This is a genomic window from Pseudomonas sp. LBUM1657, from assembly GCF_059716075.1.
Genome location: NZ_CP166799.1, coordinates 6,159,977 through 6,181,688, shown reverse-complemented (window position 1 = coordinate 6,181,688; position 21,712 = coordinate 6,159,977). Strand labels below are relative to the sequence as shown.

Genomic DNA, 21,712 nt, shown 5'->3' with positions numbered 1-21,712 from the left:
GATGGGCATGCCCTAAGGAAATCGAACAATGGAAACGTTAACCGCCCTGAAAATGGCGCACACCGCGGCGACGGCAATATTGTTGGGCTGTGCGCTGGGCTTGGGGATATGGGTTTGGCAAACGCGGCGTAGTGGCGATGCGACTGCTGCGGCACGCACGTTGCAGCGGCCTCGGGTGTTCGTTTGGCTGCTGATGGGCCTGGCGTTGCTGAGCATGCCATTCACGGGTTGGTGGATGGTGCATCTGGTGGGCTGGCCGCTGGGGCAGACCTGGTTGCTGGCCTCCAGCGTGCTCTACACCCTGGCGGCGTTGGGCTGGTTTTGGCTGCTGGTGCGGCTCAACAAGCTGCGCAAGGCGCCGACGGGGAGTAACGGCAAGTTCACCCTGGCCTTGGCGTTGTTCAGTTTTGTCTGTTTTATCGCCATTGCGGGGTTGATGGGGGCCAAGCCGGTTTGAGGCTTCAGACCGAGTCGACCCCTTCGCGAGCAAGCCCGCTCCCACAATAGACCGTGTCTGTCTGGACAACTCGGTCAACTGTGGGAGCGGGCTTGCTCGCGAAAGCGATTTCAGTCGCGCAGGCTAATCACCGGCCAGCCACGCTTCTCAGCTTCAGCCCGCAGATTCGGATCAGGATCGACCGCGACCGGATTCGCCACCTGCTCCAGCAACGGCAAATCATTCATCGAATCGCTATAGAAATAGCTGTCTTCGAGAGTGTGCCCCGTCTCTTCCAGCCAGCGACTCAATCGCGTCACCTTGCCTTCCCGGAAGCACGGGATGTCTGTACTGCGGCCGGTATAACGTCCATCAACCATTTCGCATTCGGTGGCGATCAGGGTTTCGACGTTCAGGCGCTGGGCTATCGGCCCGGTGACGAAGCGGTTGGTGGCGGTGATGATCACCAGCTTGTCGCCGGCCTCACGGTGTTTGGCCAGCAGTGCGAGCGCCTTGGGCAACACGATCGGTTCGATGCAATCGCGCATGTAATCCAGGTGCCATTGATCCAGCGTGGCCATTTCGGTGCGGCCGAGGACTTCCAGGCAGAAGTTCAGGTAGGCATCGTTATCGAGCTTGCCCGCCAGGTAATCCTGATAGAACTCGTCGTTGCGTGCCTTGTAGGCGACGGCGTCGAGGAAGCCGCGTTCGCACAGGTAATCGCCCCAGGCGTGGTCACTGTCGCCGCCCAAAAGCGTGTTGTCCAAGTCGAATAAAGCCAGCCGCATTGCAGTTACTCGCTGAAAAGTCTGTAGAAAGGCGTCCAGAATACGGACTTTTCACAAGAGTGCACATAAGGTAGGCCGGCTCGTTGCTGCCTTCACAACCTTTGTGGAACAATGCGGCGACATGCGTTTGCGAGGTTGTTGCCGTGATCGACCCCGATGGTTTCCGCCCCAATGTCGGGATCATTCTCACGAATGATGCCGGACAGGTGCTATGGGCTCGCCGTATCAATCAAGATGCCTGGCAGTTTCCACAGGGCGGGATCAACCCCCAGGAGACGCCGGAAGACGCCTTGTACCGCGAGTTGAACGAAGAAGTGGGTCTTGAGCGCGAAGATGTTGAAATTCTCGCCTGCACCCGGGGCTGGTTGCGCTATCGTTTGCCGCAACGTCTGGTCCGCACGCACAGCCAACCGCTGTGCATCGGCCAGAAACAGAAATGGTTTCTCCTGCGCCTGATCTCCAACGAGCAGCGGGTGCGGATGGATTTGACCGGTAAACCGGAATTCGATGGCTGGCGCTGGGTCAGTTATTGGTATCCGTTGGGCCAGGTGGTGACATTCAAGCGCGAGGTTTATCGACGCGCTCTCAAAGAGCTTGCCCCGCGCCTTTTATCGCGCGACTGACGACGGAGTTCGACCCCGAGCCATGCTCAATACGCTGCGCAAGATCGTCCAGGAAGTTAACTCCGCCAAGGATCTCAAGGCGGCGTTGGGGATTATTGTGTTGCGCGTCAAAGAGGCCATGGGCAGCCAGGTCTGCTCGGTCTACCTGCTTGACCCCGAGACCAACCGTTTCGTGCTGATGGCCACCGAGGGCTTGAACAAGCGCTCGATCGGCAAAGTCAGCATGGCACCCAACGAAGGTCTGGTCGGCCTGGTCGGCACGCGTGAAGAACCCCTGAACCTCGAAAACGCCGCGGGCCACCCGCGCTACCGCTACTTCGCCGAGACCGGTGAAGAACGCTACGCCTCATTCCTCGGGGCGCCGATCATTCACCACCGTCGCGTTGTCGGCGTGTTGGTCATTCAGCAAAAAGAACGCCGCCAGTTCGATGAGGGTGAAGAAGCCTTCCTCGTGACCATGAGCGCGCAACTCGCCGGCGTTATCGCCCACGCCGAGGCCACCGGTTCGATCCGCGGGCTGGGGCGTCAGGGCAAAGGCATCCAGGAAGCAAAGTTCGTCGGCGTACCGGGTTCGCCGGGTGCGGCGGTCGGTACTGCGGTGGTCATGTTGCCACCGGCCGATCTGGACGTGGTGCCGGACAAGACCATCACCGACATCACCGCGGAACTGGGGCTGTTCAAGACCGCCATTGAAGGCGTGCGCGCCGACATGCGCGCCTTGTCCGCCAAGCTGGCGACCCAGTTGCGCCCGGAAGAGCGTGCGCTGTTCGACGTCTACTTGATGATGCTCGACGATGCCTCGCTGGGCAGCGAAATCACCACGGTGATCAAGACCGGCCAGTGGGCCCAGGGCGCGCTGCGTCAGGTGGTCACCGAACACGTCAACCGTTTCGAATTGATGGACGACGCCTACCTGCGTGAACGCGCGTCCGATGTCAAAGACCTCGGTCGCCGCTTGCTCGCGTACTTGCAGGAAGAGCGTCAACAGACCCTGGTCTACCCCGACAACACCATCCTGATCAGCGAAGAACTGACGCCGGCGATGCTCGGCGAGGTGCCGGAAGGCAAGCTGGTCGGTCTGGTGTCGGTACTGGGTTCCGGCAACTCCCACGTAGCGATCCTGGCACGCGCCATGGGCATCCCGACGGTCATGGGCCTGGTCGATCTGCCGTATTCCAAGGTCGACGGCATCCAGATGATCGTCGACGGCTACCACGGCGAGGTCTACACCAACCCCAGCGAAGTGCTGCGCAAGCAGTTCGCCGAAGTGGTCGAGGAAGAGAAACAACTGGCCCTCGGGCTGGATGCTCTGCGGGATTTGCCGTGCGTGACCCTCGATGGCCACCGCATGCCGCTGTGGGTCAACACCGGCCTGCTGGCGGACGTTGCGCGAGCGCAGAAGCGCGGTGCCGAGGGCGTGGGTCTGTACCGCACCGAAGTGCCGTTCATGATCAACCAGCGCTTCCCGAGTGAAAAGGAGCAACTGGCGATCTATCGCGAGCAACTCGCCGCATTCCACCCGCAACCGGTGACCATGCGCAGCCTGGACATCGGCGGCGACAAGTCGCTGTCGTACTTCCCGATCAAGGAAGACAACCCGTTCCTCGGCTGGCGCGGCATTCGCGTCACCCTCGATCACCCGGAAATCTTCCTCGTGCAGACCCGCGCGATGCTCAAGGCCAGCGAGGGCTTGAACAACCTGCGAATTCTGTTGCCGATGATCTCCGGCACCCATGAGCTGGAAGAGGCCCTGCACCTGATTCACCGGGCCTGGGGCGAAGTCCGCGACGAAGGCTGCGACGTGCCTATGCCGCCGATCGGCGTGATGATCGAGATTCCCGCAGCCGTTTATCAGACCAAGGAATTGGCGCGGCAGGTGGACTTCCTGTCGGTCGGCTCCAACGACCTGACCCAGTACCTGCTGGCCGTGGATCGTAACAACCCGCGGGTAGCCGACCTCTACGATTATCTGCACCCAGCGGTGCTGCAAGCCCTTCAGAGCGTGGTGCGTGACGCTCATGCCGAAGGCAAGCCAGTGAGCATCTGCGGTGAGATGGCTGGCGATCCGGCGGCGGCGGTGTTGTTGATGGCGATGGGCTTCGACAGCCTGTCGATGAACGCCACAAACCTGCCGAAAGTGAAGTGGATGCTGCGTCAGATCAATCTGAACAAGGCCAAGGAATTGCTCGCGGAGTTGATGACCATCGACAACCCGCAAGTTATCCACAGCTCGCTGCAACTGGCGCTGAAGAACCTCGGATTGGCGCGGATGATTAATCCGGCTTCGGCGAAGACTCTCTGAACCTGTGGCGGCCCCTTCGCGAGCAAGCTCATTCCCACACTTGATCTGCAGTGAACACAGACTTTATGTGCGACGTAGATCCAGTGTGGGAGCGGGCTTGCTCGCGAAGGCGCCCGCCCAGACGACACCGAACTAAACCCTGATCTCTACCTCCCCCAAACGCCCCCCATACGGCCCGAAACTTCGCTCGACCAAATGCCGCGTCCCATCGGCATGAACAATCAGCGCCGTACTCGCCCGGGTCCCGTAACTCTGACTGGCAATAAACACACTCGACAGCAACGTCTCGGTAGCCAGCCCGACCCCGGTATCCGGCAGTTCGGTAAACGGCGCGGTCTGTGGATCATTCAACAAGGCCAATAGCGCCTCTGGCTGCGGATCCGTCAGCACTTCCTCCAGCGCTGCTCGAGCCTTGAGCAACTTCGGCCACGGCGTATCCAGCCCGGCGTTCGACAACCCATAAACCCCCGGTGCCAGCATCACCGCCTCTGTCTCCCGAGCATTGAAGTGCCACAGCTCGTTTGCATTGCCGACAAGCAGGTTAAACCCTGCATATTCCACTGAACGTCCGACAACGTCGCTCAAATAGTCATCAATCGGCATCTCACCGCTAAGAAATCGCGCCACCAGTTCACCGCGGGATTTACGCGCCGGTGGTTGATGGGGATCGCGGATATTGGTCAGTGCGGCGAAGCGCCCGTTGGCACCGACACCGAGCCAGGTGCCACCGGCCTCCAGATCGCGACCGGCGTATACCTGCGGTGCTTGCGGCCATTGGGCCAAGGGCAGACTGGGCCGGGCATAGAATTCGTCGCGGTTGGCCGCGACGATCAGCGGTTGCGCGTGGTCGGGCCGCCAAGCGAAAACAATCAGGCACATAAGGTGATCCTTGTGTGTTTTTTGCCCACTCTACGCAGTCATCGCCTGTCGATCTATCGCCTTCCACAGTGGAGCCCAAGGCCATGCATCCGTTACCATGCCGCTCCAGTTTTGGGATGAGTGGGGATGCACATGGAATTTCTGCTCTATCTGGCGCTTGGCGCCTGTGCAGGCGTGCTGGCCGGACTGTTCGGGGTCGGCGGTGGAATCATCATCGTCCCGGTGCTGGTGTTCAGTTTCACCTTGCAGGGCTTCGATGCGTCGATCCTGACCCACCTGGCGGTCGGCACATCCCTGGCAACGATCATCTTTACCTCGGTCAATGCGATCCGCGAGCATCACCGCCGTGGCGCCGTGCGTTGGCCGATTTTTGCCTGGATGACCGTCGGTATTCTGATCGGTGCCGGTTTCGGTGCACTGACGGCTGAGGCGATCTCCGGACCAAACCTGCAGAAAATCATTGGTGTGTTTGCGCTGATCATCGCGGTGCAACTGGCACTGGACGTCAAACCCAAGGCCAGCCGAACGGTGCCCGGTAAAGTCGGTCTGACCATCGCCGGCAGTGTGATCGGCTGGGCTTCGGCGATTTTCGGGATTGGCGGTGGCTCGCTGACCGTGCCGTTCCTGACTTGGCGCAGCGTGCCGATGCAGCAAGCAGTGGCCACTTCGTCGGCCTGCGGTCTGCCGATTGCCCTGGCCAGTGCATTAAGTTTCATGATTCTGGGCTGGCACGATCCATTGTTGCCGGCCCATAGTCTCGGTTTTATTTATTTGCCGGCGTTGCTGGGCATTGCTTTGACCAGCATGGTGTTCGCCCGCCTTGGCGCACGACTGGCCCACAGGCTGTCGCCGCGCTTGCTGAAAAGACTGTTCGCCGCTTTGCTGTTCTGCGTGGGCCTGAGTTTCCTGCTCTGACGCACAGCGCAATGCTGGCTTAATCCTGAGGTGGCAGCGTCGCCCGGGAATTTTGAAGGTTTCAACTCTAACGAGGAGTCGCAATGCTGCCTTACCCGCAGATCGACCCGGTGGCCCTGGCCATCGGTCCGCTGAAAATCCACTGGTACGGCCTGATGTACCTGATCGGCATCGGCGGTGCGTGGTGGCTGGCGTCACGCCGGCTGAACCGTTTCGACCCGACCTGGAGCAAAGAGAAGCTCTCCGACATGGTGTTCTGGATGTCGATGGGGGTCATCGTCGGCGGCCGCCTGGGTTATGTGCTGTTCTACGATCTGAGCGCTTACCTGGCCAATCCGACGCTGATCTTCGAAGTGTGGAAGGGCGGCATGTCGTTCCATGGTGGATTCATCGGCGTGATGCTGGCGGCCTTGTGGTTCGGTAAAAAGAACGGCAAGTCGTTCTTCCAGCTGATGGACTTCGTTGCACCAATGGTGCCGATCGGCCTGGGCGCCGGGCGCATCGGCAACTTCATCAATGCCGAGTTGTGGGGCAAGGCGACCGACGTGCCGTGGGCGATGATCTTCCCGACCGATCCGGCGCAATTGCCGCGTCACCCGTCGCAGCTGTATCAGTTTGCGCTCGAAGGTGTGGCACTGTTTGCCATCCTCTGGCTGTTCTCGCGCAAGCCACGGCCGACCATGGCGGTGTCCGGGATGTTCGCGCTGTTCTATGGCATCTTCCGTTTCATCGTCGAATTCGTCCGGGTGCCGGACGCGCAACTGGGCTATCTGGCCTGGAACTGGCTGACCATGGGTCAGGTGCTGTGCATCCCGATGATCGTCGGCGGGCTGTTCCTGATCTGGCTGGCGTATCACCGTGCCCCGGCGACTCCTGCGGCAGCAGTATAAATTCGAATCCCGGGGTGACGACCCCGGGTTCAAGGACACAGGTAACTCATGAAGCAATATCTCGAACTGGTCGCCCACGTCATCAAGAACGGCACCAAACAGGCCAACCGCACCGGCGTGAACACCATCAGCTTCCCTGGCGCGATGCTGCGTTATGACCTGAAGGAAGGTTTCCCGGCGATCACCACCCGCAAGATGGCCTTCAAATCGGCCATCGGCGAGATGTGTGGTTTTCTGCGCGGGGTGAACAACGCCGCCGAATTCCGTGCCTTGGGCTGCAAGGTCTGGGACCAGAACGCCAACGAAAACGCACAGTGGCTGGCCAACCCGTTCCGTCAGGGTGAAGACGACCTCGGCGAGATCTACGGCGTGCAATGGCGCAAATGGCCGGCGTACAAGCAGATCCCGGTCAGCAACCAGGCCGCCATCGAGCAGACTTTGAGCCAGGGTTATCGTCAGATCGCTGAAGGCGAGGAAGACGGTCAGGCCTACGTGGTGTTGTACAAGGCGATCGACCAGATCCGCCAGTGCGTCGACACCATCATCAAGGACCCGGGCAGCCGCCGCATCCTGTTCCACGGCTGGAATGTCGCCCAGCTCGACGAAATGGCCCTGCCGCCGTGCCACTTGCTGTACCAGTTCCACCCGAATGTGGAGACGAAGGAAATCTCCCTGACCCTCTACATCCGTTCCAACGATCTGGGCCTGGGCACGCCGTTCAACCTCACCGAAGGCGCTGCGCTGCTGAGCCTGATCGGGCGCCTGACCGGCTACACGCCGCGCTGGTTCACCTATTTCATCGGTGATGCCCACGTCTACGAAAACCACCTGGACATGCTCAACGAACAGCTCAAGCGCGAGCCGTTCCCGATGCCGAAACTGGTGATTTCCGACCGCGTGCCGGAGTTTGCCAAGACCGGTGTTTACCAGCCGGAATGGCTGGAGTTGATCGAGCCGGGTGATTTCTCGCTTGAGGGTTACGAACACCACGCGCCGATGACTGCGCCGATGGCGGTCTGAAGGTCTGCCACTAAACCTGTGGGAGCGGGCTTGCCCGCGATAGCGGTTTGTCAGTCACATCAATGTTGAATGTGCTGCCGTCATCGCGGGCAAGCCCGCTCCCACAGGTTTTTGCGGTGTTTTTAGTGGCCGTGGCTGCGGCCAACATGTGAATGCTCCACCTCCGTCGCCACCACCCCGCCACTCACCTCCAGCCGCTGCAAAATCCCGCACTGATCGATATCCGGCCCTTCGCCACAGCGTTGGCGCAGGTCGAGTAGTTGTGTCTGCAAGGCCAGTAAACCGTCGATCCGCGCTTTGACGTGATGGATGTGTTCGTCGATCAGCGCATTGACGCTTTGGCACTGGTCCTGCGGGCTGTCGCGCAGGGCCAGCAGGCTGCGGATTTCCTCGAGGGTCATGTCGAGCGTGCGGCAATTGCGGATGAAGGTCAGGCGCTCGGCGTGGGCCTGGGTGTAGACGCGGTAGTTGCCGTCGCTGCGGGCCGGCTCCGGCAGCAGGTTTTCGCGCTCGTAGTAACGGATGGTTTCTACGGCGCAGTCAGTGAGTTTCGCCAGCTCTCCGATCTTCATGACGACAATCTCCAAATAGGTGGTTGACCCTATAGTGGCTACAGGGTCTTTACTTGGCAACAGGCACCTTCATGGACGCGACCCGATGAGCGATTCCCTTCACACCCACAAACCCGAGGCTGGCCACGATCACGATCACGATCACGATCACAGCCACAAGCTGCAGCCTGTGCAGAAGCATGATCATGGCAGCCACGGGGATTCTTGCTGTTCCTCCAAGTTGGCGGCGCCGTCGCTGATCAAGTTGAGCGAAACCCCGACCGCCGGTTCGCGGCTGAGCAGTTTCCGTATCGACGCGATGGATTGCCCGACCGAGCAAACGCTGATTCAGAACAAACTCGGCAAACTGGCAGGTGTGCAACAGCTGGAATTCAACCTGATCAACCGGGTGCTGGGCGTGACCCACGACTTGCCTGACACCGCGCCGATCATCGATGCGATCAAGTCCCTCGGCATGCAGGCCGAGCCGATGGAGCAGGGCGTTGAAATGCCAACGCCGGCTCCCGAGAACAAGCCCTGGTGGCCGCTGGCGCTGTCCGGTGTTGGTGCGGTGACTGCGGAAGTCATCCACTTTACCAATGCTGCGCCGGACTGGGTGGTGGCGATTATTGCGCTGGTTTCGATCCTCAGCGGCGGCCTCAGTACTTATAAGAAGGGCTGGATCGCCCTGAAAAACTTCAACCTGAACATCAATGCACTGATGAGCATCGCGGTGACGGGCGCGATCCTGATCGGCCAGTGGCCGGAAGCGGCGATGGTGATGTTCCTGTTCACCGTGGCCGAGTTGATCGAGGCCAGGTCGCTTGATCGCGCACGCAACGCCATCAGCGGTCTGATGCAAATGACGCCGGAACAGGCCACGGTGCAGCAGGCTGACGGTGGCTGGGTCGCGCAGGATGTCAAAATCATCGAGCTGGGCGCCCGGGTGCGGGTGCGGCCCGGTGAGCGGATCGGCCTGGATGGCGAAGTGGTTTCGGGCAGTTCGACCATCGATCAGGCACCGATCACCGGCGAAAGTCTGCCGGTGGAGAAAACCATCGGCGACAAGGTCTTCGCCGGCACCATCAATCAGGCCGGTTCGCTGGAATACGCCGTGACCGCTGCGGCAAACAATTCGACCCTGGCGCGGATCATCCACGCCGTTGAACAGGCCCAGGGTGCGCGGGCCCCGACCCAGCGTTTCGTTGACCAGTTTTCGAAAATCTACACGCCCGCCGTGTTCATTTTCGCACTGGCTGTCGCGGTGATTCCGCCGTTGTTCATGGGCGCGCTTTGGTTCGACTGGATCTACCGGGCGTTGGTGTTGCTGGTGGTTGCGTGCCCTTGCGCGTTGGTGATTTCTACGCCAGTCACTATCGTCAGCGGACTCGCGGCGGCGGCGCGCAAAGGAATTCTGGTCAAGGGCGGCGTTTATCTGGAGGGTGGTCATAAACTTGATTACCTGGCGCTGGACAAGACCGGCACCATCACCCACGGCAAACCGGTGCAGACCGACTATCTGTCCCTTGATCCAACCGCTGATGAAACTGCCCCGGCCATTGCGGCGGCGCTGGCCGGTCGCTCGGATCACCCGGTGTCGCTGGCCATCGCCAACGCGGCTGTGGATAAACAATTCGCGCCGCTGGTTGTGGATAACTTTGAAGCGTTGGCCGGTCGCGGTGTACGCGGCGACATCAACGGTCAGACCTACCACTTGGGCAATCACCGCTTGGTGGAAGACCTGGGTCTGTGCTCGCCCGCCCTGGAAGAGAAGCTGTTCGCGCTGGAGAAACAGGGCAAGTCCGTAGTGTTGTTGCTCGACCAATCCGGCCCGTTGGCACTGTTTGCGGTGGCGGATACGGTGAAAGAGTCCAGCCGCGAAGCGATCCAGCAACTACACGACCTGGGCATCAAAACCCTGATGCTGACCGGCGACAACGTGCACACCGCCCAGGCAATTGCCGCGCAAGTCGGCATTGATCAGGCCCAGGGCGATCTGCTGCCAACAGACAAACTGCAAGCCATCGAGGCGCTTTATGCACAGGGACATCGGGTCGGCATGGTTGGCGACGGTATCAATGATGCGCCGGCGCTGGCCCGTTCCGAGATCGGTTTCGCCATGGCCGCTGCTGGCACCGATACCGCCATTGAAACGGCCGATGTCGCCCTGATGGACGACGATCTGCGCAAGATTCCAACCTTCATCCGTCTGTCGCGGCAGACCTCGACCATCCTCAAACAGAACATCGCCCTGGCATTGATCATCAAAGCGATCTTTCTTGGGGTAACCTTCGCCGGGCTCGCTACCATGTGGATGGCAGTGTTCGCTGACATGGGCGTGAGCCTGTTGGTGGTGTTCAACGGTTTGCGCCTGCTGCGCAAATAGACGATGGGGGAAGGGTGTGCTGAGTGCCGAGCTGAAGGCGTTTTATATGGTTGCCCGCCTGGGCAGCATTACCCTGGCGGCGAAAAAGCTCGGCCTGAGCCAACCGACGGTGACGACTCAGATTCGGCACCTGGAAAGTCAGTACTCGGTTGAATTGTTCTACCGTGGCGGCCGCCGTCTCAGCGTCAGCGATGAAGGCGCGCGGTTGCTGCCGATGGTCAAGGCGCTGCTGCAGCAGGAAGCCGATATCGAGTTTTTCCTGCGCAACAGCGGTCAGGTCCAAGGCACCTTGCGCATCGCCGCCACCGCGCCGTATTACATTCTCGATCTGGTGAAAACCTTCCGCGAGCGCCTGCCGCACGTGGAGGTGTCGGTAGAAATCGGTAACTCCCAGCAAGTGCTCGAAGCGCTGGAGGATTACCGGGTGGACGTCGCGGCGTCCTCGCAGTTGCTCGACGATGCGCGACTGATTCGCCGGGTGCTCGGCAGCGATCCGCTGGTGCTGGCGGTGCATCGTAATCATCCGCTGGCGGTGCATGAGCATGTGCCGCTCAGCGCATTGGCCGGGCATACGCTGTTGATGCGTGAATCCGGTTCGACTACACGGCGGCTGACCGAGGAATTGCTGGCCAGCGCCGGGGTGAGTTTCGGGCCGTTGCTGGAGATCGGCAGCCGTGAGTCGATTCGTGAGGCGGTGCTGCGCAACATCGGCATTAGCATCATTGCCCGGCAGGAAGTGCCCCATGATCCGCAATTGCGGGTGCTGACCATCGAGAATGCGCCGCAGATTCCCGAGTATTTGTACTGCCTCAAGGAGCGAAAAGGTGCGCGGTTGCCGGCGGCGTTTTTGGGGTTGGCGCAGGAGATGGCGCCGGCCTGAGAATTGCGGCGACTGTTCTGGCCTATTCGCGAGCAAGCCCGCTCCTACAGTTGATCTCCAGTGATCAAAGATTTTGTGTACGACACCGATCCAATGTGGGAGCGGGCTTGCTCGCGAAGGCGTCAGCCCAGGCCCCACCTGCTTTGAAGACTCAACCCAAATCCCCGAATACCACTATCAGCCGTTTTTGCCTCACTGCCACATGACCGACGCATTGCATCCCTAGGATGACCCTCATCTGCTTGATGAGGCCTGTCCATGAATCACTCGATCGCAACTGCCCTGACCAACCCCGGCGCACCGATGAAAGTGCGCGGTGTGCAGAAACGCTTCGGCGCTTTCACCGCGCTGGATAACGTTTCCCTCGACGTGGCGGCGGGTGAACTGGTGTGTCTGCTCGGTCCGTCGGGCTGCGGGAAAACCACTTTGTTGCGCTGCATCGCCGGCCTGGAGAAGCAGGACAGCGGCGAGTTGTACCTCGGCGATCGCGACGTTTCCCACCTGGCACCCCAGGCTCGGGACTACGGCATTCTGTTTCAGTCCTACGCGCTGTTCCCCAATCTCACCGTCGAAGCGAATATCGCCTACGGCCTCGCCGGCAGTGGTCGCGATGAAGTGCGCCAGCGCGTCGGTCAGATGTTGGAACTGGTAGGCCTGATGGGCAGTGAGAAAAAGTACCCCGGCCAATTGTCCGGCGGCCAACAGCAACGTGTCGCACTGGCTCGAGCCCTGGCGCCCGCACCTTCGTTGTTGTTGCTCGACGAACCAATGTCCGCCCTAGACGCCCGGGTTCGCGAGCATCTATGCACCGAACTGCGCCAACTCCAACGCAACCTCGGCATCACCACGTTGATGGTCACGCACAATCAGGACGAAGCCATGCTGATGGCCGACCGCATTGCCGTGATGAACAACGGCAAGGTCGAGCAGTACGCCACGCCCCAGGAAATCTACGACCACCCGGCGACGCCGTTTGTGGCGGAGTTCGTCGGTCAGGGCAACTGGCTGCCATTCCACCGCAGCAGCGACAGCCATGCCCGGGTCGGCGGGATGAACATGCGCCTGGCTGAAGGCTGTGCCAAAACCGCGTCCGGCCGTTTGTTCTGCCGTCCCGAGGCGATCAACGTCAACCCGCCGGTGCATGAAGAAAACCTGTTCCCGGCCAAGGTTCGCGAAATCACTTTCCTCGGCAACCGCTGCCGCATGAGCTTCGAACTCGATCAACTACCGGGCCACGCATTGCTGGCGGAGCTTGCGCCGGAAGCCATGCCGCGCCTCGGCGCGCAGCAGATCATGGTCGCCTTGCCGCCGCGCAGCTTGCAGGTGTTTGCCTGATGAGCGCGCACATCGCGTTGCCGATACCGCGCAAGCAGGTTCGGCAGACCTCCCGTGCCGAGTTCGGCGACCGGGTGTTCGTGGTCGGCGGAAAACTCCTTTTGCTGATATTGCTCGGCGTCGCGGTATTGATGCCGTTGCTGGCGATCTTCTGGCGCGGCTTCAGTTCTGAAGCCGGGCAGGGCGGTGGTCTGGTGGCCGCCCGAGAACTGGTGACCAGCGCGAACTTCCACTGGCTGCTCGGCAATAGCCTGAAAGTTTCCCTCAGCGTCGCGGCGATTGTCGTACCGCTGGCCTACCTGTTTGCCTACGCCCTGCAACGTACGTTGATTCCAGGTAAAGGCATTTGGCGTGGGATGTCGCTTTTGCCGCTGATGGCGCCGTCGATGTTGCCGGGCATTGCGCTGGTTTATCTGTTCGGCAACCAGGGCATGTTGCGTGGTTTGCTCTCGGACAACATCTACGGTTTCTGGGGCATTGTTCTGGGCGAGGTGATCTACACCTTCCCACACGCGTTGATGATTCTGCTGTCGGCGCTTTCCCTGGCAGATGCGCGACTGTTCGACGCCGCCTCCAGCATGGGCGCCAGTCCGGCAAAAGCCTTTCGCAGCATCACCTGGCCGGCGACTCGTCAGGCGGTATTCGCGGCGTTTTGCCTGGTGTTCACCCTGACCATCACCGACTTCGGCGTGCCCGTGGTGGTCGGCGGCGACTATCAGGTGCTGGCGCTGGAAGCCTACAAAGCCGTGGTCGGCCAGCAACAATTCGGTCGCGGCGCGTTGATCGGCATGGTGCTGTTATTGCCGGCGCTGTTCAGTTTTGCGGTCGATGCCTGGTTGCGTCGGCGTCATGGCGATTCCATGAGTGGCCGCGCACAAGTCTTTAAACCGGCGCCATCGAAGCTGCGGGACGGCTGTTACCTGGCCATCGTGTTGTTGATCTGCGCGGTGTTGCTGTTGGTGTTCGGCATGGCGGTGTACTCGTCGCTGGTAAAATTCTGGCCGTACAACCTGTCGCTGTCGCTCAACCATTACCAGTTCAACGACACGGCGGGCGGCGGGTGGCTGGCCTACGGCAACAGCGTGAAGATGGCCCTGTGCACGGCGTTGATCGGCAGCGTGCTGATCTTCACCGGCGCCTACCTGATGGAAAAAACCAAGGGCCAACGCGGACTGAATCTGACGCTGCGCATGCTCAGTTTCGTACCGATGGCGGTGCCAGGTCTGGTGCTCGGCCTGGGTTACGTTTTCTTCTTCAACCTCACCGGCAACCCGCTGCATGTGCTCTACGGGACCATGACCCTGTTGGTGGTCTGCACTATTGCGCACTATCTGACCACCGCGCAAATGACCGCCACCACCGCGCTGCGTCAGCTCGATGCCGAGTTCGAAGCCGCCGCGCTGTCGCTCAAGGCGCCGCTGTACCGGCACTACCTGCGCGTCACCGTGCCGATCTGCCTGCCGGCGCTGCTGGACATTGTGCGTTACCTGTTCGTCTCGGCCATGACCACTGTTTCGGCGGCGATCTTCCTCTATAGCCCCGACACCATCCTCGCGGCGGTGGCAGTGCTGAACATGGACGACGCCGGCAACGTCGGCGGCGCGGCGGCGATGTCGACCCTGATTCTGATCACCTCGCCGGGCGTGTCCCTGCTGCTGGCCTGGGCCTCGCGCGGCTTGCTGCGCCGCTCCCAGGCCTGGCGGCAAACCGCGCCCGGCAATTGATTCGCTGCTCCTAAAACCGAAAGCCCCTCAACTCAAAACAGGAAAAGATCATGTTCAAGCCCCTGGCCCTGGCCGCTGCTGTCCTCACCGCTTTCAGCCTGAACGCCTTCGCGGCGAAAACCGAGTTGACGGTGTACACCGCCCTCGAAGCCGAACAACTGAAGACCTATAAAGAAGCCTTCGAAAAGGCCAACCCGGATGTCGAGATCAAGTGGGTACGTGATTCCACCGGCATCATCACCGCCAAGTTGCTGGCCGAAAAGGCCCGTCCGCAGGCGGATGCCGTGTGGGGCCTGGCGGCATCGAGCCTGGCGATCCTCGATCAGCAAGGCATGCTGCAAAGCTACGCGCCGAAGGACCTGGGCAAGATCGGCGGCAACTACCGCGACGCCGCCAACCCGCCGGCCTGGGTCGGCATGGACGTCTGGGCCGCGACCATTTGCTTCAACACCGTGGAAGCCGAGAAGCAGGGTTTGAGCAAACCGGTGAGCTGGCAGGACCTGACCAAGCCTGAGTACAAAGGCAAAATCGTCATGCCGAACCCGGCCTCGTCCGGCACCGGTTTCCTCGACGTCAGCGCGTGGTTGCAAACCTTCGGCGAGAAGCAGGGCTGGCAGTACATGGACGACCTGCACCAGAACATCGGCCAGTACGTTCACTCCGGTTCCAAGCCGTGCAAACTCGCTGCGGCCGGTGAATTCCCGATCGGCATTTCCTTCGAATACCCGGCCGTTCAGTTGAAACGCCAGGGCGCGCCACTGGACATCATCCTGCCGAAAGAAGGCCTGGGCTGGGAGATCGAAGCCACGGCCGTGATCAAAGGCACACCGCACGAAGAGGCAGCGAAGAAACTCGCTGACTTCTCCGCCAGCCCGGCGGCGATGGAGCTTTATAAAGAGAACTTCGCCGTGCTCGCTCAGCCGGGCATCGCCAAGCCACAGACCGAATTGCCGGCGGATTATGAGCAGCGCTTGATCAAGAACGACTTTGCCTGGGCGTCGAAGAATCGCGACGAGATCCTCACTGAATGGCGCAAGCGGTATGACGGCAAGTCCGAAAAAGTGGCTGCGAAGTAAGATCTTTATCGGCTGACAGGGCCTCTTCGCGAGCAAGCCCGCTCCCACGTTTGATCTGTGTCGTTCACAAATTCAGTGTCCGCTGGAGATCCAATGTGGGAGCGGGCTTGCTCGCGAAAGCGGTCTCGAATTCAGGACATCTCTTCATGACACAACACAACGACATGCTCATCGTCGGCGCCGGCATTCTCGGCTTGTCCCACGCCTACGCCGCCGCCAAACGTGGCCTCAAGGTCACGGTTTTCGAGCGCAGCGAAACGCCTTTGGGCGCCTCGGTGCGCAACTTCGGCCAGGCACTGGTCACCGGCCAGCCACCGGGGCCGATGCTGGATCTGGCACGGGCCAGCCGCGAAATCTGGGGCCAATGGGCCCGGCTCGCCGGCCTGCAACTCAAGCGCAACGGCTCGTACCTGTTCGCCCGCACCGAAGCCGAAGAACACCTGCTGGAAGTTTTCTGCGGCGGTCGCGCGGTGGCGCACGGTTACCGCGTCGACCTGCTGCGCGGTGCTGCCTTACGCGATTTGTATAGCGGACAGTTCCGCCATCACCGCGCCGCGTTGCACGGCATGGACGATCAGCAACTGTATTCCCGCGAAGCGATTCCGGCGCTGATCGACTACCTGCGCCGCGAACTGGGCGTGCGGTTTCATTTCTCCACCCTGGTGCGCGACCTCGAACCGGGCCGCTTGCACAGCACCGCCGGCACTTTCAGCGCCGAGCAGATCATCGTCTGCTCCGGTCACGATTATCAGACGTTGCTGGCCGAGCCGATCGCCGAACTCAACCCGCAAATCTGCCGTCTGCAAATGCTCCGCGCCCGACCACAGATCAATCTCAACCTGCAACATGCACTGCTCACCGGTTTGAGTTGCGTGCACTACGGGGCCTTCGCCGATTTGCCGGAAGCGGCTGCGGTGCAGGCGCAGATTCTGCGCGACGCGCCGCACCTGCATGAAAACGGCATTCACCTGCTGATCAGTCCGACGCCTTATGGCGAATTGATCATCGGCGATTCCCACCATTACGGCGGTGACCCGTCGCCATTCAATGCCGAACAGGTGGACGACTGGATGCTCGAACTCGCGGAGCAAACGTTGGGTTGCAAGGTGCAAGTGGTCGAACGCTGGCAGGGTGTCTATGGTTCACGGGGGCCGGGACCGTTTTCGTTCCTGCGGCCGGCTCCGGGTTTGAGTGTGGCGCTGATGCACACCGGCGTCGGTATGAGTGTCGGGCCGGCGATGGCCGAGCGTAACGTCGCTATTTTATTGGAGGACCTTTGATGGACCGCAATGAGCAAGTGATCGCCGAGGTGTTCGCGTTGTACGAGCGCTTTGGCGACAGCGATTACATCGGCGAACCGGTGTCGCAGATTGAGCACATGTCCCAGGCAGCTGAACTGGCCATGGCTGAAGGCTTCGATGACGAAGTGGTGCTGGCGGCGTTCTTTCACGACATCGGGCATATCTGTGCCGAGAACGCGGAAAACATGGGTGGCTTCGGTGTGGTCAGCCATGAACGGTTGGGCGCCGATTACCTGCGTTGCGCCGGTTTCAGCGACCGCATGGCGCGATTGGTGGAATATCACGTGCAGGCCAAGCGTTATCTGACACTCAAAGAGCCGGGGTACTACGAGCGCTTGAGCGAGGCCAGTCGCCGGACCCTGGAATATCAGGGCGGAGTGATGACCGCGGCCGAGGCTGAAGCCTTCGAGCGGGATCCGTTGTGCGCGATCAGCCTGCGCATGCGTCAGTGGGATGAGCAGGCCAAGGAGATGTGGGTGCCGGTGATCGATCTGGAGGTGTTGAAGGAGAAGGCGTTGCGCCTGTTGGTGGCCTAGGGCTGTGGGACGAGGTGCGGTCTTTGCCGAAGTCGACACTGAAAAGAAGAGATTTCCGACACGCCACATGCACTGAGGACTGCATCGGGCAATGGGCCCTGAAGAATAGCGTTGGGTCTCAATTTGGATGGAGTCCATATGCGCTATTTACAGGTGACAGCCCAGGATCGTCTTCGTAACGGCAAGGCGGATACAGTGTTTCTACATTTTTTTGAGCAGCCCGAAGCAGGGGCTGCAGCAATTCTGAGCAATACGGCGTTGGCGCTCGATCTCAACGGCGACGGCAAAGTCGATTACAAGATTGGAGATGTGACAAACAATGGCCGGGAGAACACGGTAGACGAACGACTGCTGGAAAGCTTTGCCAACGCTGTCCTGAAACTGAACTGGTTTAATCGTGGTGCGGTCTGGAAGCGCTATCTGAAGATCTACGCGGAAGATTTTTATACCGATGGCACGCCGGACACGGTACGGCTCCACCTTCACGAAGGTGGGCCGGTGGCGGACGAGCGCAGTCTGGTGTCCTGGCACGCCGCGTATGATCTGGACAATGACGGCAAGCTTGAATGGAACATCCACCACGACATCAATCAGGACGGTGTCATTGACGGTGTGGATGACCGGTTGGTACAGCGCATGGCCGAGGTTTTCCTCCAGTTCCGCTGGAAATGATTGCCTGAGCTGTTTTCAGATTTGCTGCGCCAGCACCTCGATTTGCTCTTGGCGCTCAGCCTGGCTCAACTTCGGATGAGGATTGAGCGACGACCACTGCGGATGCGCCCGCGCCTTGTTCAGTGGCTCGGGCAGTTTGCCTTCGCGCCACGTCTTGTCCTGGGGCGCGGCCACCTGAATGCTGTCCATCGCCGCATGTCCACGGGCATTCAGCGCCTGCAGCAGTTGCCGCTGGCGCAACGCCAACAGCCGCAGCACGCTGTCGTCGACGGTCAGTTCGCGCTGGCCTTTGATCTTGCCCAGCAACCGGCTGCCATAGCTGCGTGCGGTTTGTAGCGCACCGCCGGCAATCGCGCCGGCCAGTGCTGCTGCGCCAAGGGTCAGGCCGCCCACCAGCAAGTCGACCCCGGCCCCGGCTGCCGCGCCGGCCGCGATCCCTCCACCGACTCGCACGCCCAACTGCTTGAGGGTTTCCGGGTTGAACAGGTCATCTCCCCAGCGGCCATCGAGCAGCGGCAGATCACTGGCCGCGGCGTCCTGTGGGCGAAAGGCGTAGAGCTTGAGCAGGGCTTCGACGCAGCGCTGTTCCCGTTGCCGAACGGCGGTGCGCAGTTCGCTGATGGCTTGCTGTTCCAGCGCGGCATCGCTGGCCACGCTGCGGCGGCAAGCGGCGCAGTCGATCAACAATTCAGCAATCAGCCGCACCGCACTCTGCTGACGAGCGAGTCGTTGGGCCTGTTGATCGGCAATCAGCCGCTCCAGTTGTTCGCGGGAGTTTTCCAGCAACAAGGCGAGACTTTCATAGAGTCGCCGTTCGCCGTCCTCAGGAGGCGCGACGCTGTCGAATCGCACCAAGGCGTGCAAACCCAGGCGCGCCAATGCTTCGCGCCAGTCCGGCGCGCGGTGGTTGGCGCTGCTGACGAAATTCAGCACCGGCAGCAGCGGTTTGCCGCAGCTGGCCAGCACTTCCAGTTCGTCGCGGTACTTGGCCAGCACCGGCTCGCGGGCATCGATCACATACAGCCCGGCATCGCAGGTGAGCAGTTGGCGCAGTACTTTGGCTTCCTGTTCGAAACGCTGGCGCGCTTCACTTCCCTCAAGAAAACGCGCCAGTCGTGCCGGGCCGTCGAGCCGCTCGCCGGGGCGCTCAAGGCGTTCTAAGTAGTCGAGCAGGGCGATGGCGTCTTCAAGGCCCGGCGTGTCGAACAGGTCGAGCAAGGGTTCGCCGTCCACCGACAACCGCGCGCCTTCGACGTGTCGCGTGGTGCTGGGGCGATGGGACACCTCGCCGAAGCCGACATCCCGGGTCAGGGTGCGCAGCAACGACGTTTTACCGACGTTGGTGTGGCCGACCACCGCCAGCTTCAAGGGCGGTTTCCAGGGCTTAGTCATGACCACTCTCCAGCCAGTTCAACGGTGCGCAATCGGCGAACGGCAGGTTCAGCTGTTGCAGGGCTACGTGCCAGTCACCGAGGCGTTCGGCGTCCAGCGCTTCTCCGGGTGGCGCTTGCAGCAACCAGACGCGGGTCGCAGTTGCGCTGCGCGCCAGCTCGGCGATCAGCGCCAGGCTGCCGCGATCCGGCGAGCGCCGTGGGTCGCAAGCGATGGCCAGACGGGCGGGAGGAAAACGGCTCAGTTGTTCGAGGAGTTTGTGCCGCGATTCGCGACTGTCGAGGATGCCGGCGTTGTTCACGGTTTTCGGCAGTGGCGGTGGCCACGGGCGTTGATCGTCCAGCTCGATGGCGACCAGCAGAGCGCCGTCGCTTTGCTGTTCACTGACACCGCTTTCCACGCGATGAAGTTGTGCAGGCGCAGCATCGCTGATGCCCAGGCGTTCGCTGGTGGGCATCAGGCGTTCGCGCAGTTGGGCGTAACCGGGCAGGTTTAAATCCAGGCGCAATGCCGCTTGACCGGTTTTCCAACGCCACAGGCAAAACAGCGCCAGCAACAAACGCGGTAGCACGCCGTAGACCAGCAGCACGCCCACCAGCCACGCCGCCCAGGCCTGTCGGGCGCTTTCAATGTTCAGCGCAGCATCGCCACTGGCGCGGATCATCTCGACGGTGGGCACGCTGAAACCCAGCAGGGCGGGCAGCGTGCCGAGGGCCTGGGTCATGGCGACGAAAGTGTCGCCGCCGAGGATCGTGGTTTCCCAGACGAAGCCGTAACGCCGGGTCGCCAGCAGCGTCAGCAGAATCACCAGGGCGCTGAGCATCGCCAGCAACCACAAGCCATTGACCAGTACGCCGAGGGCCCAGCGATTGAGTTTCTGTCGTTGCAATAACAACAGCAGGGCCGGCGCCAGTTGCGCGGCTTTGGCATCGCGGGCGAGTTTTTCACTGAGCCACAGCCACAAGCGTCCCAGCGTGGCGCCGTGTTCACCGGCAAACACCAGGCCGAGTGCCCAGCTCAGCAGCAGAATCAGGTTCAGCCCGAGCAGACTGCCCAAGGCCCAGAACACATTCACCGGAGTTTGTCCGTCGCCCATTGCGGCAAACGCCAGACCGGCGCCGCTGACAACGGCAAGCACCGCCATGACGATCAGCGCCAGTCGCGCCCCTTGCAGCCAGTGTTTGAGGGCAGCGGTCAGTCCATCGCGCTCGGCCAGCCACAGGGCGCGGCGTTGAATGCGTGTCGGCAGGTCACCGCCCGCGCTGCGGGCCAGTCGGTTGGCTTCCAGATCATCCAGGTTGCCGGCGTGCTCTTCACGCAGGCGAACGGTTTCCGTCAGCCAGAGGTTATTCAGTTCAGTCACGCAGCATCCCGTCGCTCAATTGAGCTGTGAGCATAACCGCTGTGACGCTTATCGGGGTACGGGAGGCTCTGGTATCCTCGCCGGCATGACTAAATCACTCCCCCTCAGCCTGATCGCAGCCCTCGGTGAAAACCGCGTGATCGGCGTCGACAACAGCATGCCCTGGCACTTGCCGAGGGACTTCAAATACTTCAAGGCCACCACGCTCGGCAAGCCGATCATCATGGGGCGCAAGACCTGGGATTCCCTCGGTCGTCCGCTGCCGGGCCGCTTGAACATCGTGGTCAGCCGCCAGACGGATCTGCAACTGGAAGGCGCGGAGGTTTATCCGTCGCTGGAGGCTGCCGTTGTTCGGGCGCAGGAATGGGCGAACGAGCAGGGCGTCGATGAGGTGATGCTGATTGGTGGGGCGCAGTTGTATGCGCAAGGGCTGGCACAGGCCGATCGGCTGTACCTGACTCGCGTGGCGTTGAGCCCGGTCGGAGATGCCTGGTTTCCGGAGTTTGATTTGAAGGAATGGAAACTGGTGTCGAACATCGAGAATCCGGCCGTGGATGACAAGCCGGCGTACAACTTTGAGGTTTGGGAAAAGGCTTAAGAGCTTCGCGAGCAAGCCCGCTCCCACATTAGTTCTGTGGTGAAC

At 61.2% G+C, this 21,712-nt stretch carries 20 protein-coding genes; 15 read left to right on the top strand and 5 right to left on the bottom strand.

Annotated elements, in window-relative coordinates; all coding sequences use genetic code 11:
* Positions 1–28 precede the first annotated feature (28 nt).
* The gene (locus ACA055_RS28575; protein ID WP_497681584.1) at positions 29–457 is read left to right on the top strand and encodes a DUF2269 domain-containing protein; all 429 of its coding nucleotides are present in this window, start codon (positions 29–31) and stop codon (positions 455–457) included.
* A gap of 110 nt (positions 458–567) precedes the next feature.
* On the opposite strand, the gene ACA055_RS28570 is transcribed toward ACA055_RS28575, so the two are convergent.
* On the bottom strand, positions 568–1,224 hold the full coding sequence (locus tag ACA055_RS28570) for a histidinol-phosphatase (protein ID WP_497681583.1): 657 nt from the start codon (positions 1,222–1,224) through the stop codon (positions 568–570).
* Between the two features lie 143 nt (positions 1,225–1,367).
* Here ACA055_RS28570 and ACA055_RS28565 point away from each other — a divergent pair, with 143 nt between their 5' ends.
* Entirely contained in the window at positions 1,368–1,847 is a 480-nt protein-coding gene (locus ACA055_RS28565) for an RNA pyrophosphohydrolase (RefSeq protein WP_028623697.1), read from the top strand.
* A gap of 22 nt (positions 1,848–1,869) precedes the next feature.
* Complete coding sequence (gene ptsP, locus ACA055_RS28560; RefSeq protein ID WP_497681582.1) at positions 1,870–4,149, top strand: phosphoenolpyruvate--protein phosphotransferase; 2,280 nt, start codon at positions 1,870–1,872, stop codon at positions 4,147–4,149.
* A 132-nt stretch (positions 4,150–4,281) separates the two neighbouring features.
* On the opposite strand, the gene ACA055_RS28555 is transcribed toward ptsP, so the two are convergent.
* Positions 4,282–5,028 (bottom strand): NRDE family protein, encoded by a 747-nt coding sequence (locus ACA055_RS28555; RefSeq protein ID WP_497681581.1) that lies wholly within the window; start codon positions 5,026–5,028, stop codon positions 4,282–4,284.
* A 132-nt stretch (positions 5,029–5,160) separates the two neighbouring features.
* On the opposite strand from ACA055_RS28555, the gene ACA055_RS28550 reads away from it, so the two are divergent.
* The 3 genes from ACA055_RS28550 (at position 5,161) to ACA055_RS28540 (ending at position 7,853) form a co-directional block, all read left to right on the top strand.
* Positions 5,161–5,943, top strand: a complete 783-nt coding sequence (locus tag ACA055_RS28550; protein ID WP_497681580.1) for a sulfite exporter TauE/SafE family protein — start codon at positions 5,161–5,163, stop codon at positions 5,941–5,943.
* Between the two features lie 83 nt (positions 5,944–6,026).
* Positions 6,027–6,833, top strand: a complete 807-nt coding sequence (gene lgt, locus ACA055_RS28545) for a prolipoprotein diacylglyceryl transferase (protein WP_497681579.1) — start codon at positions 6,027–6,029, stop codon at positions 6,831–6,833.
* A gap of 48 nt (positions 6,834–6,881) precedes the next feature.
* Complete coding sequence (locus ACA055_RS28540; protein ID WP_008150524.1) at positions 6,882–7,853, top strand: thymidylate synthase; 972 nt, start codon at positions 6,882–6,884, stop codon at positions 7,851–7,853.
* Positions 7,854–7,975: 122 nt separating this feature from the next.
* On the opposite strand, the gene cadR is transcribed toward ACA055_RS28540, so the two are convergent.
* Positions 7,976–8,425 (bottom strand): Cd(II)/Pb(II)-responsive transcriptional regulator, encoded by a 450-nt coding sequence (cadR, locus tag ACA055_RS28535; RefSeq protein WP_123434771.1) that lies wholly within the window; start codon positions 8,423–8,425, stop codon positions 7,976–7,978.
* 85 nt (positions 8,426–8,510) lie between these two features.
* Between cadR and ACA055_RS28530 the strand changes: the two genes are divergently transcribed.
* The 8 genes from ACA055_RS28530 (at position 8,511) to ACA055_RS28495 (ending at position 18,314) form a co-directional block, all read left to right on the top strand.
* Entirely contained in the window at positions 8,511–10,790 is a 2,280-nt protein-coding gene (locus ACA055_RS28530; RefSeq protein ID WP_497681578.1) for a heavy metal translocating P-type ATPase, read from the top strand.
* Between the two features lie 16 nt (positions 10,791–10,806).
* Entirely contained in the window at positions 10,807–11,670 is an 864-nt protein-coding gene (locus ACA055_RS28525) for a LysR family transcriptional regulator (protein WP_497681577.1), read from the top strand.
* Positions 11,671–11,928: 258 nt separating this feature from the next.
* Positions 11,929–13,005, top strand: a complete 1,077-nt coding sequence (locus tag ACA055_RS28520) for a putative 2-aminoethylphosphonate ABC transporter ATP-binding protein (protein WP_497681576.1) — start codon at positions 11,929–11,931, stop codon at positions 13,003–13,005.
* Complete coding sequence (locus ACA055_RS28515; RefSeq protein WP_497681575.1) at positions 13,005–14,729, top strand: putative 2-aminoethylphosphonate ABC transporter permease subunit; 1,725 nt, start codon at positions 13,005–13,007, stop codon at positions 14,727–14,729. Before ACA055_RS28520 ends, ACA055_RS28515 begins: the two co-directional genes overlap by 1 nt.
* A 50-nt stretch (positions 14,730–14,779) precedes the next feature.
* The gene (locus ACA055_RS28510; RefSeq protein WP_150659029.1) at positions 14,780–15,805 is read left to right on the top strand and encodes a putative 2-aminoethylphosphonate ABC transporter substrate-binding protein; all 1,026 of its coding nucleotides are present in this window, start codon (positions 14,780–14,782) and stop codon (positions 15,803–15,805) included.
* 146 nt (positions 15,806–15,951) lie between these two features.
* A complete protein-coding gene (locus ACA055_RS28505) occupies positions 15,952–17,085 on the top strand; it encodes a TIGR03364 family FAD-dependent oxidoreductase (protein ID WP_497681574.1) in 1,134 nt (377 codons plus the stop codon).
* A complete protein-coding gene (locus tag ACA055_RS28500) occupies positions 17,085–17,642 on the top strand; it encodes a phosphonate degradation HD-domain oxygenase (RefSeq protein ID WP_497681573.1) in 558 nt (185 codons plus the stop codon). The genes ACA055_RS28505 and ACA055_RS28500 overlap by 1 nt, the downstream gene beginning before the upstream one ends.
* Positions 17,643–17,780: 138 nt before the next feature.
* On the top strand, positions 17,781–18,314 hold the full coding sequence (locus ACA055_RS28495) for a hypothetical protein (protein WP_497681572.1): 534 nt from the start codon (positions 17,781–17,783) through the stop codon (positions 18,312–18,314).
* Positions 18,315–18,329: 15 nt separating this feature from the next.
* On the opposite strand, the gene ACA055_RS28490 is transcribed toward ACA055_RS28495, so the two are convergent.
* Positions 18,330–19,706: a GTPase/DUF3482 domain-containing protein gene (locus ACA055_RS28490; RefSeq protein WP_497681571.1), complete on the bottom strand. Its 1,377-nt coding sequence runs from the start codon at positions 19,704–19,706 to the stop codon at positions 18,330–18,332.
* Positions 19,699–21,069 carry a DUF2868 domain-containing protein gene (locus ACA055_RS28485; RefSeq protein WP_497681570.1) on the bottom strand — a complete coding sequence of 457 codons (1,371 nt, stop codon included), beginning with the start codon at positions 21,067–21,069 and terminating at the stop codon, positions 19,699–19,701. Before ACA055_RS28485 ends, ACA055_RS28490 begins: the two co-directional genes overlap by 8 nt.
* Positions 21,070–21,154: 85 nt before the next feature.
* Here ACA055_RS28485 and ACA055_RS28480 point away from each other — a divergent pair, with 85 nt between their 5' ends.
* Positions 21,155–21,667, top strand: a complete 513-nt coding sequence (locus ACA055_RS28480) for a dihydrofolate reductase (RefSeq protein WP_497681569.1) — start codon at positions 21,155–21,157, stop codon at positions 21,665–21,667.
* Positions 21,668–21,712 lie beyond the last annotated feature (45 nt).

Bases quoted from the DNA above. Each gene is read 5' to 3' on its own strand.
- ACA055_RS28520 (WP_497681576.1), top strand. From the start codon at position 11,929: ATGAATCACTCGATCGCAACTGCCCTGACCAACCCCGGCGCACCGATG.
- ACA055_RS28480 (WP_497681569.1), top strand. From the start codon at position 21,155: ATGACTAAATCACTCCCCCTCAGCCTGATCGCAGCCCTCGGTGAAAAC.
- ACA055_RS28570 (WP_497681583.1), bottom strand. From the start codon at position 1,224: ATGCGGCTGGCTTTATTCGACTTGGACAACACGCTTTTGGGCGGCGAC.
- ACA055_RS28575 (WP_497681584.1), top strand. From the start codon at position 29: ATGGAAACGTTAACCGCCCTGAAAATGGCGCACACCGCGGCGACGGCA.
- ACA055_RS28490 (WP_497681571.1), bottom strand. From the start codon at position 19,706: ATGACTAAGCCCTGGAAACCGCCCTTGAAGCTGGCGGTGGTCGGCCAC.
- ACA055_RS28515 (WP_497681575.1), top strand. From the start codon at position 13,005: ATGAGCGCGCACATCGCGTTGCCGATACCGCGCAAGCAGGTTCGGCAG.
- ACA055_RS28555 (WP_497681581.1), bottom strand. From the start codon at position 5,028: ATGTGCCTGATTGTTTTCGCTTGGCGGCCCGACCACGCGCAACCGCTG.
- ACA055_RS28505 (WP_497681574.1), top strand. From the start codon at position 15,952: ATGACACAACACAACGACATGCTCATCGTCGGCGCCGGCATTCTCGGC.
- cadR (WP_123434771.1), bottom strand. From the start codon at position 8,425: ATGAAGATCGGAGAGCTGGCGAAACTCACTGACTGCGCCGTAGAAACC.
- ACA055_RS28500 (WP_497681573.1), top strand. From the start codon at position 17,085: ATGGACCGCAATGAGCAAGTGATCGCCGAGGTGTTCGCGTTGTACGAG.
- ACA055_RS28550 (WP_497681580.1), top strand. From the start codon at position 5,161: ATGGAATTTCTGCTCTATCTGGCGCTTGGCGCCTGTGCAGGCGTGCTG.
- ACA055_RS28530 (WP_497681578.1), top strand. From the start codon at position 8,511: ATGAGCGATTCCCTTCACACCCACAAACCCGAGGCTGGCCACGATCAC.
- ACA055_RS28540 (WP_008150524.1), top strand. From the start codon at position 6,882: ATGAAGCAATATCTCGAACTGGTCGCCCACGTCATCAAGAACGGCACC.
- ptsP (WP_497681582.1), top strand. From the start codon at position 1,870: ATGCTCAATACGCTGCGCAAGATCGTCCAGGAAGTTAACTCCGCCAAG.
- ACA055_RS28495 (WP_497681572.1), top strand. From the start codon at position 17,781: ATGCGCTATTTACAGGTGACAGCCCAGGATCGTCTTCGTAACGGCAAG.
- lgt (WP_497681579.1), top strand. From the start codon at position 6,027: ATGCTGCCTTACCCGCAGATCGACCCGGTGGCCCTGGCCATCGGTCCG.
- ACA055_RS28510 (WP_150659029.1), top strand. From the start codon at position 14,780: ATGTTCAAGCCCCTGGCCCTGGCCGCTGCTGTCCTCACCGCTTTCAGC.